This is a genomic window from Vibrio sp. 1288 (genome assembly GCF_033344475.1).
This window is the reverse complement of sequence record NZ_JAWPOX010000011.1, coordinates 41,240-56,272: the sequence shown is the minus strand read 5'-3', so window position 1 is coordinate 56,272 and position 15,033 is coordinate 41,240. Positions and strand designations below refer to the sequence as shown.

Genomic DNA, 15,033 nt, shown 5'->3' with positions numbered 1-15,033 from the left:
TCATAAACGAATAATTTACTGATAAAACATCTTCAGACCAGACATTGCAGAAAATGTGTACGATGCTTATGGAGTTTGTGTTATTCATCACATCAAAATCACAGATTATTGTATTTGATGCTTGATAAACGGCCCTGCTATCGGCATGATTTATCGTAATATTTATCCAGAGCATTTGTTACTTCATGAAAAAAATCGCAATCATCGGCTTGTCAGTTCTGCTTTCTGCTTGTGCATCTGAAACTTACATCACGGATGTGACCTCAGAAAGTTACCGAGAGGACTACAAATCAGATCGTATCTCTAAACCAATTATGGCGTCTGAAAACGCTGTAGTAGAAAAAGACGTACAACCAACTGTTGTGAAAATGACGGCAAAGCCTGAAGAAAAGAAAGTAGTCAAGCTAACGCCAAAAGAGCAGGCGAAGCCAGTTAAGATCGTACCACCAAGTAAAAAGCAAGCTGGCATTCAACGATTCGGCTATACCATTCAAGTCGCAGCTGTGGGTAGCCAAGCTAAAGTCGATCAGTTTGCAAATAAGCTGCCACAGAACGGTCAGCCAATTTGGGAAAACTACAAAGTTGTAAACGGTACTAAGTGGTTCTCAGTTTTATACGGAGACTACGCAACAAGCGCAGAAGCCAAGCAAGCGATTTCGACTTTGCCAGCTCAATTTCAGCAGTTAAGACCATTTGTTAAAAGCATTGATGCAATCAAAAACTCAGCTTACCCAACGCTTAACAAATTAAATTAACACATAAAATAAGGGAGCGAATAGCTCCCTTATTTATTTGCTCAAATCCTATTCGAACAACATTCCTCACATTAAAATTACTGTACGTCACACTTCAAAGGTTTATCATAATAAATAGTATCTTTTGTAGGTCACGGAAAGATGGATTCATGATTAAAAATATTCTTTTACTATGCGGCGGTGGCTCTTCTGAGCACGAGATTTCATTATTGTCTGCAAACTTTGTCGAACAACAACTAAATCTTATTGAAGACGTTCACGTTACACGCGTAGAAATAAAAAACGAAGGTTGGATGACCAACCAAGGTGAGTTGGTTTACTTGGATCTCAATACCAAGCAGTTGTGCTCAAGTGAATCTAATCAAACCATTGATTTCATCGTGCCTTGTATACATGGTTTTCCTGGCGAAACAGGCGACATTCAATCTCTGTTTGAAATCGCAGGTATTCCTTATCTTGGCTGCGGGCCAGAAGCGAGTAGCAATAGTTTCAATAAAATCACATCTAAGCTTTGGTACGACGCTATCGGCATACCCAATACGCCATACTTATTCTTAACGCGAAACGATGAAGAAGCTCACGTTCAAGCTCATAAAGCCTTTGAAAAGTGGGGAAAAGTTTTTGTTAAAGCCGCTCGCCAAGGTTCTTCCGTTGGCTGTTACAGTGTCACAGAAAAAGACAAGCTTTCTAATGCAGTAAATGATGCTTTTGGGTTTTCTGACCAAGTGTTGGTTGAGAAAGCAGTAAAACCTCGAGAACTTGAAGTTGCTGCATATGAGATGAATGGCCAACTACATATCACTAAGCCAGGCGAGGTCATCGCGCCTGATGGTGCTTTTTACTCGTACGATGAAAAGTACAGCAGTTCAAGTCACTCGCTCACAGAAGTTGAGGCGAAGAATCTAACTCAAATACAATTAGATTCCATCCAACACGCGTCAGAGACGGTATTTAAACAAATGAATCTTCGTCATTTATCTCGTATCGACTTTTTCCTAACGGAAGATGATGAGATTTACTTAAACGAAGTAAACACATTTCCAGGAATGACTCCGATCTCAATGTTCCCTAAAATGCTTCAAAACAACGGGCACAAATTTCATGAGTTCTTGGAAGATTGTATAAACAGTGCAAAGTGATTAACGTTATCGAGACGCGTTTTATGATACAAGTTGTTTTCTAGAGCAAGGATTATTCAAGCCGTATTTGAATATTGCTCAGTAGCAATTATGATTATATCAACGCATTAAACAGATGACTCAGTGGTATGGCGATTTCAAATTATAGAGGTTTTAACCTGCAGTCAGTCGGATCAGATGGCAGTGTTTGGAAGGTTAAAATCAAGAACCACGTTTTACAGGGCAGTTTGACGGCGGTAAAGAAAAGCATTGATTGGTGGTGTGACACCGCATCGATTATTGATCCCAAAGAGTTTGCTTCACTCGGACAAAGAGTGCAGCAAACTGGTGTTGCAAAATCAGAGGTCTTTAACGGCTATACTATTCAAAACGATACAGGCCAACCTAACTCTTGGTACTGTATGTTTAATGGTAAACTGATTAAGGGCAGTAAAGCCGCTATTCAACGCCATATCGAAGCTTATTTGGTTGCAAAGCAAAAAGCGATGCAAGCTCAACAACAAAAGAAACAATAGAATGACTCTGGTATATTCAACAGAAACCGGTCGAATTAAACCGGAAGAAGAAAAAGTATCTCGCCCTAAAGGCGATGGTGTTGTTCGGATTCAGCGCCAAACGAAAGGCCGTAAAGGTAAAGGCGTATGCATTGTTACAGGTTTAGACTTGGATGATGCACCTTTAAAGTTATTAGCGGCAGAACTCAAAAAAGTCTGTGGCTGTGGTGGCTCTGTAAAAGATGGCAATATCGAGATTCAAGGTGATGCTAGAGACAAGATCAAGGCACATCTTGAAAAGAAAGGCATGACAGTCAAATTAGCCGGTGGCTAATTTAATATTTCCAGTAAACAAAAATGGCGTCTAAAGAAATAGACGCCATTTTTTATAAGTTGCTAATTGAAGAGCAAGCAATCGTAGATTGATAGATTGATATTAGCTATTTTATGGTAAATAGATTATGGTTAAATTAGAAAAACAGCTTTCAGGGCATTATATGTACAAATATACGCTCATAGATTTTGCCAAGAAAGTAAGAGGGGTTATAAAGTTAACGTTCTAATTTATCTAGCCTTAGGGTAAGTACGTGTACAGAATACTAATCATTGTGAATTTAACATAACACATATAATACGCACTGACTTTAGTTTTAGTTACACCGATTTACGCTCTGATACTTCCTGATTTAATTTCGACTCAACAAAATATAAGTCCTTGTTTTGTCAGTCGCATTTTACTTAAGTTTGTTTTTTCTCTCTCTAATGCCTCATTAACATCGCCACCTACGCGTTTTGGCCTAAGTCGTGATTTGTTAAATTTTTCGGCTTTGCCACACGAAAAAAAATTTTAAGAATATAAAGAATTTCGAGGCACATCACATGACAAAAGAATCTTTCACCACGTTGTTTTGGCAAAACTTCACGAGCATTAAGCACGGCGCTGAGTTTTTTCACGTAAAACCTGTCACCGTTCGTCGTTGGTTAGATGGCCGCATTTTGATAAATCCAATGGCCGAAAAGCTACTTTTGATTAAAAGTCTCGGCTTTCTTCCAAACGACAATCGTTGGTCAGGATTTAAGATTGATGAGAAACGCGCTGTGTTGATTTGTCCTGACGGTCGGCAACTCAGTCCGACAGAGTTAAAGGAGCAAGCCCTTTGGCGTGATGAATATAAAGAATTGGTGGCTCGATATGGTCACATCGAAGCGCCTAAGATTACAGAGCTACAATCTACACCACACCCATTTCGTGGCGGTCGCAGAAATACAGCCCCGTGGATACCTACAAAATTCAGAGGTAACAAGTAATAAGTTCGGCTTTCGATAACTGAAAGCCGTTAGCTAATCCAATCGCCCCAGTTTACAGTAAGGCCGCCGATTACTACCTGAACGATAATTAAGAAAAAAACTATCTTTGAGTAACGCTTATGATAAGTTAGGTTTTCTGCCTGTATTAGCTCGTTTGTTATTCTTTTTTCTTGCTCTATTTCTTTCTCAAAATCTTCGATGTCATATATTATTTTCGACAAGTGTTCCGCTAAACTTGCTCTATAAGACGGGTACTCTTCAATACGAGCACTTTGCTTAAAAGATTCGATGGAGCGTTTTAGTTCGTGCAATCTCAAGCTGACTTCATAAAGGTTTTTGTACAAATTACTAAGAGATTTCTTCTTGGGTAAGATACTCTCATAATGCTTGTGGGTTTCTATATATTTTTTTGTAAACAGGAAAATAAACGAATAAATATTATGTGATTCCGTGGCGTGCTGAGGGCTATCTCTGTACCCTCGACTCGTATCTTCATTGTTATCACCTTCGTCCTTTCTTATGTATATATTATCAAAATTAAGATTTAACGCAGGAAGGTGACAAAACATTACTTCACCTTTGTTATTAGATAGTGGAAACGAGTTCCTTTGAGAGAAACTATCAACTAAAAATATAAACTCGTTATTCGACTTACTGACACTTGAGTAATAGTCACGAGACTCGTCAAGAAAAAAGTCAAATGAGATTGTCGTGTTGTATTGGGATAGGTTTTTTAAGTCAAGTTCATGCAGAACGTTGTCAATATAGTTGTTGGCAAATTTTCGTAAACTGGCTAGGTTACGTTCTAATTTTTCGTATGCTTTCCCTCTATTGCTATTACAAGCGAATGAACCGAACTTCTTATTTAACGGGTTTATTGTCAATGGGATGTCACGACTTTTCATACCTCGAACATCTACATCTTTAAGCAAAGTGGTAGTAAATTCATTGCAAACCAGATACATAGAAAGGTATATCTTTCCCTTGCAAAAAGATAAAAAGTTAACCGCACACCCTTCAAAATAGTCGGACTCAATATTAAGTTTTATTTGTTTCATTAGAAACATTTCCCCGTTTGTTTTCGGGGTAAAAACTCCAAAGTGTACCCAAGAAGCTCCTAATGACCTTTGCTTTGTTAACGAAACGCCCCTTTCCGAAAACTTTTCATTTTTCGTGAGCCAATTGGATAGCTTCTTAGTTGCTTGGCTATCGAGCTGCACTAAGCAATGAATGCCTTTTGCTGTCCACTTTAACTGGGGATCAAATAAACTAATTGAATTTAATTCGTCATCATCGTTCCTGCCTAAATCGTAAAATAGACCTAACTCTCGTATCTTTTTAGGGAAAATATAGGGGTGTTTGAGGACGAACTCACAGAAGTTTACCCTCAAGTTTTGTGAAAAGTTCATTATTTACCTACAGTCGCGCTTATTCGTTGTATCTAAAGCATATAATAAAGAAAGCGGAACCTTGCTGCTAGGCTCCGCTTTCATTTCGTTTTGTCTAACTTTCATTGTTGCGCGTGGCCGTTAGAACCAAAACACTTTCTCGCACTTCTTGCAGCCCTTGGGTTAACTGCTTATTGATGGCAATCTGGTATTTCAAGTTCATACCCATCAAAGCAAATAGCACAAGCGATTCAGACGAAAAGCCCAGACCAGATAAGGCGTTAACTAGGGCGCTCTCCATCCAAGCCCCCTACTTTTTTGCTTGGTTTCCACTTGTCCGGCAACGCTTCATAAGCGCCAATCACGGCGGGAATCGCCAAGCCAACCGCACCGCCAAAATTGACGCCCGTGTCGGTCAATTCCACGCTGAATAAATGGCCGTAGCCCGTCGCCGCAGCAATGACCGAACCTAATAACGCAAAGCCTTTTAATGTTGAACGTTCAAACATACTTTTTCCTTAATATAATCAAACGTCATATGACGCTATCAATGACGTTTTCAACGACGTTTTAAGCTAACTCGACACCTTTCAGTACCGTGTGTTTGCTGTAATGGCGACCCACTTCCATGATGCTCATGGCGTGAAGCACTTCGACCAGCAACGGCTTGTTGTTCACTAAATCAATGCGCTCATCCATACCAACGCCCACGCGACCCGCGACAAAGCGTGCATAGTTGGCCGTGTGGTTTTCGTTTGGTGGCGCAAAGCGGTGAATGATTTCGGTCAGCGTGTGCAGTTCGTGGCGTAGCTGATAGTTACGCAGCAAAATCGCTCCCGCACGAAAGCCCCATTCGGGCGCTTTAAAGGTTTCAAAGGCTTTGTCGCGTGACGGCGTCACCTTGCCTTTCCACGCATTAGAGGCAATGCGAATGTTAAGCGGGTTATGGATGCGAATCCCGCGAACGCTTGATGTGGTTGAGGTTGTCATAGTAAAGGCTCCCATTCCTAAGAGTATGATGACAAAGATAAATAGCGGCATAACTACACCGCTTGATAGTTGACTGAGTTGAAGTAATTCAAGTGCACGGGCGTTTTTGAGTAGTACGCCATTAAATGGCCGTGCGTTTGAGTGCCTACGGTATCCCCGACCACACTCACCGTTTTGTAGTCGGTCTTGGTGATGGTCGATGGACTAATCGGCGCTTTCGTGGCGGTTTCCGTGATTTGGCAGTTACAGAAAATTAGGTGTTTTTCCATGCCATACGGCATTGGATAACGCCCCACATCCACGCTAACGCCCGCGATTAAGTCGGCTTTGGTGAAACGTCCGAACGACTCCACACAACGCGACGCTTCTTTTGCGGTTAGGCTTGGCGTTAAATCTGGCACGATGTTTTGTTGGTCTGGATTCAAGAACACGCCCGCGCCAGTGAATGCACAACTTTTACCGCCGTTGTTCATGTCCGACTCAACAAAAAACGCATAAATGCCCCCTGGCTTAAACTTCAAACCATGTAACCAGGAGTGCACAAACTTGGCAGGCTCAGGACGCTCCGAAAAGGCTTTGCCAACGTAATCAACAAAGTTGCCGTTGTGGTCGAGCTCAACCACACCAAAACGGTGATAAACCGTATCGTCGTGCATCTTGAGGTAAGCCGAATAAGACAGGTCTTTGCGCTGCGTCTCGCCGTTCTCGTCGTTGTATAGAATTTCACTTTCCATTGGTGCACTAAACACGCTGAAATGAATCACCTTGGCATCACCAAATCCCATCAAGAAAAACGCCGCCTTTGCTGTCGGGTCGCGCTTTTCTACTTCGCTGCCAATGGTGTTATAAAACGCACTGTGAGCGTAAGACGACGCGGCTTTGACTTCGACGCCCCATCCAAACGGAGCCGGACGGCCAAAGCTGCGGCCTAAGTGCATTTCGCTTTCACTTTGGTTCGCGTAAGTAAAGGAGCCAGTTGTCCAACGGGCGTAAAAATCCGTTTGCCAGTTGATGTCCAACTCAGCCGCCGAAAAATCAGGGTTAACCAATAAGTTTTTAGGCGGTTCCCCGCTTGCTTGCGCCTTGGCGTCGTCGATGCAATCGGCCAAGTATTCAATTTTGTTGCGTGGGTCGCCGTTGGGTAGATTTTCTCGTACTTGTCCCATGCGTTAAATCTCCATAGTAGTGACGGTGTCACCCGTCGTACCTGTTAAGGTCATGTCGGCCGTGCTTTCAATGGTGATGCGCTCGCCCGCTTCCAGTTCAAACGCATCAATAAACACCGAGGCGCTATTGGCTTTCGCCGCCTTAATCGTGATGGCTTTGCGCGTGGCGTTGTGTGCAATGTTGTGTGGGAACACGCTCACCGCTTCGGTGATGAGGTTTCCACTGACTTGTTCATCGACTTTCACCACTTGAGCGGCTTCGAGCGTGACCGCGGGCAGTGCGGATACTTCCACCGATGGTAATGACGTCACCGCCAATTTCTGATTGGCTGCCAGTTCAACAGCAGGCAGCGCAGACACTGCCAGTTGTTGATTTGCTGCAATGTGTACGGCAGGCAATTGGCTCACCGCCACTTGCTGATTGGGCGCGATTTCTACCGCGGGTTGCTGTTCAATTACCACGTTCGGCAAGGCTTGAACCACCACGCTTTGACCCTCAACAGGCGGCGTGAACATCCCAAAGCCAAATTGAATTTCAATCTGGTTATCGGTGCGACTTGAGATAAGCAAACGCCCAAGGTGCTTACCCTCGCCCACGTTAAACACCGACGACTTGCCAAGCGTGACGCGCTCACCGGACGATTCACGATAGATTTCAATCTCAGCTTGCGCCGCTTTCAGATACAGCCAATTACCATCTGGTGTTAGCGGGATGGCTTGACCCGCGATTAGTTGCGTGTTCATCGTTTCTTCACCATTACGTAGCCAAGCACCAACACAAGCACGATTGCCAGAACGACCATCATCTTGCTTGTTTCGACTTGCCCGCCGTCTTGTTTGAATTTCGCCAAGTCCATCATGGCTTGTAGATTCTTCGAGTTTTGTGCCGCTTGGTTGCCCGCCAGTCCCGCCAACATATCGAGGTTTTCGCTGTTGGTTGAGGCATAGGTCGCCAAGGAATCGCCCGCAAAGTCGGCCACTTCATCAATGGCGGTTTCGGCAATGTCGTGCGTGGTGTCCATCGCTTCAAGCGAAATGCGCTCATTGCTGTTGAGCATCTCGCCACCAAACTCAAAGGCCTGTTCGCCAAGCTCCATGGCGGCATTGACTGCGCCGTGGTCGGTCATAGTGGTGTTGATGGTCGAGTTATTAACACCCGAAATCGCTACACCGAGGTTATCGCCACTAATGGCATTCTGACCGCTGACGTTAGTGGTGTTACTGGTATTACTCGATTTTGATTTAGAACTACCCATTTACTGCACTCCCAAATCCAAACGAATAAAGTCGCCGTCTTGCTTGGCGGTCACGCCAATTGAACGCACTAAACGCGCCACACCTTGAAACGCCGTATCCGCAGATAGCGATTGCATCCCCGCCGCTTTAACGACATTAACCAGTTGTTTGATGCCCGAACGCAGACCACGACCCGCGACGCCCCACAAAAAGTAGTTATCCCCATCACGCTCACCCGCAATGATGAGATCATTTTCATTGCTGATTAGGCGATACAAACTCACGCGGCCATCCTTGACCGCTTTGCACAATTCAACATACGCATCAGGGCAAGCGCGAAACGCGGGCTTGAGTTCACCAAGCGCACGTTTCGATTGCGTCACGACTTCAATTACTTCTTTTTCCATAGCAACACCGCCGCAATCACAATCACTACAAGAATCATCAACGTGGTGGAATTGCCCCCGCCCATGTTGATATTGCCTACCGAGAGGCTGCCACTTGATTCGCCATCGGCACCGCTGACCGCGGGACCACCGTTGGCGCTAATTGGCATCGAGCCGGAATTGCCTAAAAGCCCACCAATCATAATTTGAATCCTTTCTTGTACAGGACATAACACACCAGAAGCAGACCGAGCACCCATCCGATGCGGTCAAAACCGCCCGAAACTTTGATGCCCGCCCATACGCCCACCGCACCTGCAATCAGGTATGGAATAAACGGCATTACTTCTTCCCCTTAGCGACGTAGAACATCGCCAATAACAACAGTACGAACAGCATTCCCATCATTAGGTGCGTGGTGGTCACCCCCGCAAACGCGGAGGTGTACACAGGCTCACCCGTGGGTTGTTGGTAGTCGTTATTGTGCTTTCGCTGTTCATCTGGATTGCTGGATTCGACGCGTTGAGCTTCGTTCTCAATCTTTACGCCGAGCCAGTCTTTGCCCAAGTCGGTGACGTCGGTCATCAGTTCGCCGCCCGTTTCTAAGACGCCATCCCAAATGGAACCCCACATGCTTTGCTCTTGCGCCATAACGCCCCCTTACTGCGCGGTAGGCACCGCCACTTGTTCGATGGCTTCAATCAGCACCGGAATACTACCCGCCGCCGTTTTTTCCACTTCAAACGCCAGTTGTTTCATGGCCGCCGTTGGTAAACGTGCTTCGCTACCAAAACCGCAACGCGTGAAGTCCATCGAGAAGAAGCCCGCATTTTGCTCACGACCCGCCGCGGCTAAGTCGTAGGCGTTATCGGTCTTGTTCACGTTGAGTTCTTCACGTTCATCACGCAGGACGCGAACGCGTTCAATGGTGTTGTCTTTGAGGTGCAAACGCTTGATTGACAGCGCCGCGCTACGCTCGGCAAAGTCAAACGGTGTGCGACCACTCGATGCGGCGTACCACGTTTGGGAATAGATGCGCGGCATGTAAATGCGTTGGCTTTGCGCCGCCGTGGTATGAGCACGAGCGCGAATCATTGGTGCCGCGGCACCCGTTTTGGCTTTTAGCTGGATGTACATAAACCAGATTTCGCCTTGCAGCGTGACTAGCTCACCTGTACGGATACCCAGTTTGGTACGCATCGACAAATCCGAGAAATTCAGCACGTAGCGACCCGCTTGCACGTATTCTTTCTTGTGCTCTTGCAGGTCGATAAGGTCTTGAGCTGTCACGTTGACGATTTCACGGCCGTTCACTTTCACCGTGATGCGCTCGATGTCTGCCGCGTCGAGAATGTCCGTCACCAGTTCAATGTTTTGGTAAGTTGGACCCGATACCAAGCGCAAGGTGGCTTGGTTGCCCCAGTTCACACCCTCAACAGGGTCAAGCTCACGTGGACGCGGGTTAAAAGGTTGTTTTAGTGCTTCCATTAGAACCACCCATTTTCGCCGTTAAGAGTTTCACGCACTGGATTGAGCACGCTGATGTTGTTGATAGCGGCAATCACGATTAACGTGATAATCAGTGCCATCAGTAGGTTTTTGTGTTGCTGTTTCATGTTGTCCCTTTCGGTTGTACACGGTTAAAAAGTGATTTCATGAAACAGGGAAACGGACAGGCTTGGAAGTGAGAGCAACCTATAGGTTAAGTGGTTAACCTATAGGTTGGATTTAGCGTTGAAGTGTTCCGGTTAGACAGTTGAATGCGCCTTTTTCGACGTTGCCGATACCGTCACGAACCAATAGATATTCGGCAATCGGCTTACCAATTGCGGCTTTGTTGTTTTTGGCTGACTTCAAGCCCGCCAAAGTATCGACGCACAAGCCCTTTTTATCGGCGAGCCATCGAGCATCCGCCATCGAGTTGACCGCACCAATCCACCATACAGGTGATTGCTCGGTCACGGTCTTGGGTACTTCCTGCCCGCGTTGGAAAATCGAATGCAGTACAAGCCCATATTGACGCCCACCGCGCCACAATTCGCCCGCTTTGCCTTTGAGTTTACCGGACGTTTCCACGCAGCTTGCAAGCTCTTCGATGATCACATGCAGTTGTTTAGCGTCGCCATTACCCACCGCCCACACCGCGGCACTGAAGAACTCCAATTCCTCCGAGCAAGCCCCATCTTTGGGGATATAAGCCAACTTGAACGACTTACCGCGTTTACGTGCCATCACCAAGGCTTTGATGAACGCCACGCGAGAACTGGTTTCAAGGCATTGTTGGCCGCGAAATTTCGCCCCCGCGTAGTTGCGGTAAGGGTCAAAAAAAACCGCTTGCGCGGCTTTTGGTACTAACCCCAAGTGCTTAACGGCCGAGGTTTTACCCCCGCCCGTGCCCGCCACGTAGATGACATGCTCGGCATCGTGTGACGGATTGGAGTTGACCGGATTGGGGAATTTAAGCGGCGTCTTTTTCTTTTTGCTCACGCTGTTTTTCCTCCTCTATCGCTAACAGCTCTTTTTGGTATGCCATGGTTTTCTTGGCACTGTAGACCAGCGACAACACCGCCAAGCCTAAAACGGCTTCTTGCATGTAGTCACCAAACAACGACGACACGCTATCACTGTGCTTTTCCAAGACAGGCAACGCGGCATCAATCACCGCCGCTTTGCCTTTTTCATCAAACTCAAAATCCACACCGGAAATAATCGACGTCGCTTGTTCGGCAATGGTGAACAGCACCGACAATGCGCCCTCGAACATTTCACCCGCGGGTTGGTAGTTGTCCTCGTTGGCCGCTTCGGTTGGTAAGTCGGTTAACTCGCTGACTTCGGTTTGTTCCAGTCCACTGATAACCGCGGAAAAGTCGCCCCAATCATCTAGCTCTGGTTGGTTTTCCATTTCATCCTGCATTGACTGGCTCTCCTTGTTCGGTATCTGGTTCGGTTGGTTTCTTGGTTGGCATCAGTTGACGAATCGCCCAAATCAGCAAAGCGACAAACGCAATCCCTGCCAAGACTTTTTTAACCGGAAACGGCGGCTTTTTAACGGGCGTTGGTGCGGGTTCGGGGTCGGTTGGTGACTCGGTTTCAACGCTTGGCGCTTCCACTTGTTCAATTACTTCAACGCTAGGCGTATCAGTGCTTGCAACGGTTTCGGGTACTGGTTCAACCGTTGGCGATTCAGTCTCAATTGTGACGGCGTCACTCACCTCTAACTGTTCAACCGATTCAACCATGTTGGTTTCTACAAAAGCGTTAATGCTCTTGCTCATTGGGCTATTGCCACAGCTCGGACATTTGTAATACAGCAGCCCTAAATTGCGCCCGTTTTTGGTGGGTTCGCCCTCGGCAATGAGCTTGCCCTCACCGACACGATGCACGGTAGAAGCCGAGCTACAAACGGGGCACGATACGTGCCCGCGAATTGGGTTGGGATGTTTACTCATCGGCGACCGCCTCGACTGTTTCCAATTGCTGCATGTTGCCTTTGACACAACCGCGATACTTTTCACGCACCTTGTTGTTAAGCTTGGTAAGCTGTTCGATTTGGTCGAACAGCGTCGGATTCAAACCAAACGCTTCAAGCGAAAAATTACCCGTCATGAGCATCTTGCTTGCACGTTTGATAATCGCGTTGGTGTCCATATTTTTAAACTGGCTCAGTTCGTTTTCCACACTGGCGTTGAGTTTGTCGGCCGCATCGAGCGCGGCCATTGCTTGCTGACATTCTTTGAGAGATAGCATTTCCATTGTTTAAGCCTCGGCTAGTTCTTCATCGGTGTTCGGTTTGTTCTGAATCTGTTTATTGACTTCCTTCATCCAGACCAACATGAGGCGCCAAAACACGCCGCCTTTGCTGCGCTTCACTTCGGCTTCCATTTCTTGGGTGATTTTGTCGATGTTGCTCATTGGGTTGTCCTTACCTAGTTGCTGAAATCGTTGTCGCAAGCAATGCCCAAACGGGCTAATGAACGTAGTGGCAATAATCATGGTAAATCGCCATGTCATTGCTCTTGATTATGTTGATGTCCGGCTCTGGCGGCCGCTCTTGTGCTAACTGATTTTTCCAGTCGGCTTGTCGTAGTTGAAATCGTTCAAACTGTTCTTTGTAAAGGTCGGTGGCGTCGTCACGAGTTAACGTCAAATCATTACCATCACGCTCGGCGGTACACTTCATCGACCAACCACGCGCACCGCGCGCCCAATACAAAAACGCCCCCGCCTTGTGTTTGGATTTTTCGCCCTCAAACACGATAGAAAATTGGTTCAAGCTACTGGCGAACGTGCCGCGACTCTTGATTTGGTTGCGAATCTGGCGTGCTTCGTGGTCTAGCTTCTTAATCAAATGGTTAAGCTTTTGAACGGCATCGTGATTGCCTTGTTTGCGGTTGATGTCGATAGCGCGAATCGCATCTTGCTTTTTGGTTTCTTTGCGTCGGATTTCTCGCTGCATCGGCTTGCGCCATTGCTCCAACATGTAACCGCACTCTTTGATGATGCCCGTCATGTTGTCCACTTCGAACGATGCCAATACATCCCAATCAGGGGCACGGCTACAGCGTGCGATGTTGTAGCGATTGCCTTTTATCAGTCCTTGGTCGGCGTTATCGCCCTTGGCCGCGTAACCTACGGCTTTGATGAGGTACCCCGCCGCCGCTTCGCTGAATTTGATTTTCTCCAGATGTGCCATGCCATTGCCCCAAAGCTGCTCGATGCGGTTCGCCCATCCTGCAAAGTGGTGCTGTTCCACTCGCCAATTCAGCAGCACATGCACATGGGGATTAGGTTCACCATCTTCATTCGCCGGAGATTCCGCGACCCAAATGTAATGAAAATCAAACGGGTTGGCGGTTGGTCCATGAATTTCTTTAACGTGCTTGATACCGTCGTCATCTTTCCAAGCGGCTTTAAGCGGGCGGCCAATTCGACCATTCACTTTGACTTTGTCACCGTCTAACCCAAGTGACCCCGCCTCGCTTGCGGAATATTCAAACCCGCGTTGGTACATTTTCTTGAGGCCATTTAGAAAGCGGGATACTTCGGCACCAATCGTGGTTTGGATTGGGCAATATGGCAGCCCCTCATCCGTGACCGCTTCGCCACCAAAAATGCGGTCGCGTTGCTTTTGCGTAAAAGTCAGAGTGAGAAAGGTGCTAAACCCACCATGACACGCCGCGACATACGCGCCCGATTCAAAGATTTTCTTCACGGCGCGAGGGTTTAGTTTGTCAGTGAAACGCTCACCACTTTGCGGCGCGGGTGCTTCGGACGGGCTTGGGTGGTATTTCACCTGCATTTTCATCTGTTGCGCCCAACCACGGGACATCAAATATGCTCGGCTAGTGCCAATCGGTTGCCATTCAAGGCGGTTGTTTTCGTTACGAATCCAACCTGTTTGCGCTTGTGAGCGTGCCCGATATTCATCGGTCACGTTGTCGCCACAAAACGATTCCGTTTTATGGCGCGGCGGCAGACGTCGAGAACGGGTCATTAAGCGGTCTATCTGCTTGCGTTTTCCGTGTCCGACTTTTGCGCCCTTTGACGAGCCTAGTCTTTTCTGGACTTCGTCCAGCGCTTCGCGCCCAAGTTCAGCACTTTTTAAGGTGCGTAAATGGTGGATTTGGTCAAACGATTTGAACTTTTGCAGTTCACTTTCCATCCAATCACGGTTTGGAGCACTAAAAAAACCGCTTTCGACAGCGGCAATGTTTTTCTCGGTAACGGTAACGTCTTGCGCTAACGCCGTAATAAAGCCCACATCATGCGGGCTTAAAAGTTGGGTAAATTCGCGTGGCGATTGCACGTCATAAAGATGGCTCATTTTGGTAAGTTCTCCAAAGATTGACCAGCGCGAGCAAGCTTGTTTAGTGCCATGTCTAAACTGGTTTTATCAATACGAACTTTCTGCCCAAATGCGCCTTGCTCCACTGAGATACAAGCGCTTATTTCTTTCGATGCTTCAGAAATGCAGTTACCTGCACGCCTTACACTAACGCGTTGCGCTTCGTGCTTTTCTTTGATGGTGTCGAAAACAAGTTCAGCCGCTTTTCTGTCGCACTGAGTACAAGTCGTTGTGCATGGTGCAATATCAAAAATCTTAATGTGCTTGAGGAATTCATGACCGCAGCTAGAACATAGGTAGCGGTATCCTTTAGGGGGTAGACTCAT

Annotated in this window: 25 protein-coding genes; 5 read left to right on the top strand and 20 right to left on the bottom strand. The window is 46.7% G+C overall.

Features of this window, described 5'->3' with window-relative positions:
• Positions 1 to 185 precede the first annotated feature (185 nt).
• From R8O11_RS10440 to R8O11_RS10420, 5 genes are all read left to right on the top strand, one after another.
• The gene (locus tag R8O11_RS10440; RefSeq protein WP_005390018.1) at positions 186 to 755 is read left to right on the top strand and encodes an SPOR domain-containing protein; all 570 of its coding nucleotides are present in this window, start codon (positions 186 to 188) and stop codon (positions 753 to 755) included.
• A gap of 149 nt (positions 756 to 904) precedes the next feature.
• Positions 905 to 1,894, top strand: a complete 990-nt coding sequence (locus R8O11_RS10435) for a D-alanine--D-alanine ligase (protein ID WP_033907069.1) — start codon at positions 905 to 907, stop codon at positions 1,892 to 1,894.
• Between the two features lie 128 nt (positions 1,895 to 2,022).
• Positions 2,023 to 2,409 carry a DUF3319 domain-containing protein gene (locus tag R8O11_RS10430; protein WP_005376294.1) on the top strand — a complete coding sequence of 129 codons (387 nt, stop codon included), beginning with the start codon at positions 2,023 to 2,025 and terminating at the stop codon, positions 2,407 to 2,409.
• A 1-nt stretch (position 2,410) separates the two neighbouring features.
• Positions 2,411 to 2,722: a stress response translation initiation inhibitor YciH gene (gene yciH / locus R8O11_RS10425; RefSeq protein ID WP_005376292.1), complete on the top strand. Its 312-nt coding sequence runs from the start codon at positions 2,411 to 2,413 to the stop codon at positions 2,720 to 2,722.
• A 545-nt stretch (positions 2,723 to 3,267) separates the two neighbouring features.
• Entirely contained in the window at positions 3,268 to 3,696 is a 429-nt protein-coding gene (locus tag R8O11_RS10420) for a phage protein (RefSeq protein ID WP_318194130.1), read from the top strand.
• Between the two features lie 29 nt (positions 3,697 to 3,725).
• Here R8O11_RS10420 and R8O11_RS10415 read toward each other — a convergent pair whose 3' ends face one another.
• The 20 genes from R8O11_RS10415 to R8O11_RS10320 all read right to left on the bottom strand — a co-directional run bounded on the left by R8O11_RS10415 (position 3,726) and on the right by R8O11_RS10320 (position 15,033).
• Complete coding sequence (locus tag R8O11_RS10415) at positions 3,726 to 5,105, bottom strand: hypothetical protein (RefSeq protein ID WP_318194129.1); 1,380 nt, start codon at positions 5,103 to 5,105, stop codon at positions 3,726 to 3,728.
• Positions 5,106 to 5,199: 94 nt separating this feature from the next.
• Entirely contained in the window at positions 5,200 to 5,385 is a 186-nt protein-coding gene (locus tag R8O11_RS10410; protein ID WP_025543506.1) for a hypothetical protein, read from the bottom strand.
• Positions 5,366 to 5,593, bottom strand: coding sequence for a hypothetical protein (locus R8O11_RS10405; RefSeq protein ID WP_025625168.1), 228 nt, complete (start codon positions 5,591 to 5,593; stop codon positions 5,366 to 5,368). Before R8O11_RS10405 ends, R8O11_RS10410 begins: the two co-directional genes overlap by 20 nt.
• A gap of 61 nt (positions 5,594 to 5,654) precedes the next feature.
• On the bottom strand, positions 5,655 to 6,125 hold the full coding sequence (locus R8O11_RS10400; protein WP_169628975.1) for a structural protein: 471 nt from the start codon (positions 6,123 to 6,125) through the stop codon (positions 5,655 to 5,657).
• Between the two features lie 2 nt (positions 6,126 to 6,127).
• The gene (locus tag R8O11_RS10395) at positions 6,128 to 7,240 is read right to left on the bottom strand and encodes a hypothetical protein (protein ID WP_213879665.1); all 1,113 of its coding nucleotides are present in this window, start codon (positions 7,238 to 7,240) and stop codon (positions 6,128 to 6,130) included.
• A 3-nt stretch (positions 7,241 to 7,243) separates the two neighbouring features.
• Positions 7,244 to 7,984, bottom strand: coding sequence for a hypothetical protein (locus R8O11_RS10390; protein ID WP_318194128.1), 741 nt, complete (start codon positions 7,982 to 7,984; stop codon positions 7,244 to 7,246).
• A complete protein-coding gene (locus R8O11_RS10385) occupies positions 7,981 to 8,496 on the bottom strand; it encodes a hypothetical protein (RefSeq protein ID WP_029826361.1) in 516 nt (171 codons plus the stop codon). The genes R8O11_RS10390 and R8O11_RS10385 overlap by 4 nt, the downstream gene beginning before the upstream one ends.
• Positions 8,497 to 8,883, bottom strand: a complete 387-nt coding sequence (locus tag R8O11_RS10380) for a hypothetical protein (protein ID WP_031380915.1) — start codon at positions 8,881 to 8,883, stop codon at positions 8,497 to 8,499. It abuts the gene before it with no gap.
• Positions 8,868 to 9,065: a hypothetical protein gene (locus R8O11_RS10375; RefSeq protein ID WP_005457419.1), complete on the bottom strand. Its 198-nt coding sequence runs from the start codon at positions 9,063 to 9,065 to the stop codon at positions 8,868 to 8,870. The genes R8O11_RS10380 and R8O11_RS10375 overlap by 16 nt, the downstream gene beginning before the upstream one ends.
• On the bottom strand, positions 9,062 to 9,205 hold the full coding sequence (locus tag R8O11_RS10370; protein WP_017636141.1) for a hypothetical protein: 144 nt from the start codon (positions 9,203 to 9,205) through the stop codon (positions 9,062 to 9,064). Before R8O11_RS10370 ends, R8O11_RS10375 begins: the two co-directional genes overlap by 4 nt.
• Positions 9,205 to 9,513, bottom strand: coding sequence for a hypothetical protein (locus R8O11_RS10365; protein ID WP_025627790.1), 309 nt, complete (start codon positions 9,511 to 9,513; stop codon positions 9,205 to 9,207). Before R8O11_RS10365 ends, R8O11_RS10370 begins: the two co-directional genes overlap by 1 nt.
• 9 nt (positions 9,514 to 9,522) lie before the next feature.
• Positions 9,523 to 10,350, bottom strand: coding sequence for a major capsid protein P2 (locus R8O11_RS10360; protein ID WP_318194127.1), 828 nt, complete (start codon positions 10,348 to 10,350; stop codon positions 9,523 to 9,525).
• Entirely contained in the window at positions 10,350 to 10,478 is a 129-nt protein-coding gene (locus tag R8O11_RS10355; RefSeq protein ID WP_005457441.1) for a hypothetical protein, read from the bottom strand. Before R8O11_RS10355 ends, R8O11_RS10360 begins: the two co-directional genes overlap by 1 nt.
• A 112-nt stretch (positions 10,479 to 10,590) precedes the next feature.
• Positions 10,591 to 11,349 carry a hypothetical protein gene (locus R8O11_RS10350; protein WP_318194126.1) on the bottom strand — a complete coding sequence of 253 codons (759 nt, stop codon included), beginning with the start codon at positions 11,347 to 11,349 and terminating at the stop codon, positions 10,591 to 10,593.
• The gene (locus R8O11_RS10345; RefSeq protein WP_029826997.1) at positions 11,321 to 11,776 is read right to left on the bottom strand and encodes a hypothetical protein; all 456 of its coding nucleotides are present in this window, start codon (positions 11,774 to 11,776) and stop codon (positions 11,321 to 11,323) included. Before R8O11_RS10345 ends, R8O11_RS10350 begins: the two co-directional genes overlap by 29 nt.
• A complete protein-coding gene (locus tag R8O11_RS10340) occupies positions 11,766 to 12,311 on the bottom strand; it encodes a hypothetical protein (protein ID WP_318194125.1) in 546 nt (181 codons plus the stop codon). The genes R8O11_RS10345 and R8O11_RS10340 overlap by 11 nt, the downstream gene beginning before the upstream one ends.
• Positions 12,304 to 12,615, bottom strand: a complete 312-nt coding sequence (locus tag R8O11_RS10335) for a hypothetical protein (protein WP_069514309.1) — start codon at positions 12,613 to 12,615, stop codon at positions 12,304 to 12,306. Before R8O11_RS10335 ends, R8O11_RS10340 begins: the two co-directional genes overlap by 8 nt.
• 3 nt (positions 12,616 to 12,618) lie before the next feature.
• On the bottom strand, positions 12,619 to 12,855 hold the full coding sequence (locus R8O11_RS10330) for a hypothetical protein (RefSeq protein ID WP_162564178.1): 237 nt from the start codon (positions 12,853 to 12,855) through the stop codon (positions 12,619 to 12,621).
• A complete protein-coding gene (locus tag R8O11_RS10325) occupies positions 12,830 to 14,686 on the bottom strand; it encodes a hypothetical protein (RefSeq protein WP_268844695.1) in 1,857 nt (618 codons plus the stop codon). The genes R8O11_RS10330 and R8O11_RS10325 overlap by 26 nt, the downstream gene beginning before the upstream one ends.
• Positions 14,683 to 15,033: a zinc ribbon domain-containing protein gene (locus R8O11_RS10320; protein ID WP_021450893.1), complete on the bottom strand. Its 351-nt coding sequence runs from the start codon at positions 15,031 to 15,033 to the stop codon at positions 14,683 to 14,685. The genes R8O11_RS10325 and R8O11_RS10320 overlap by 4 nt, the downstream gene beginning before the upstream one ends.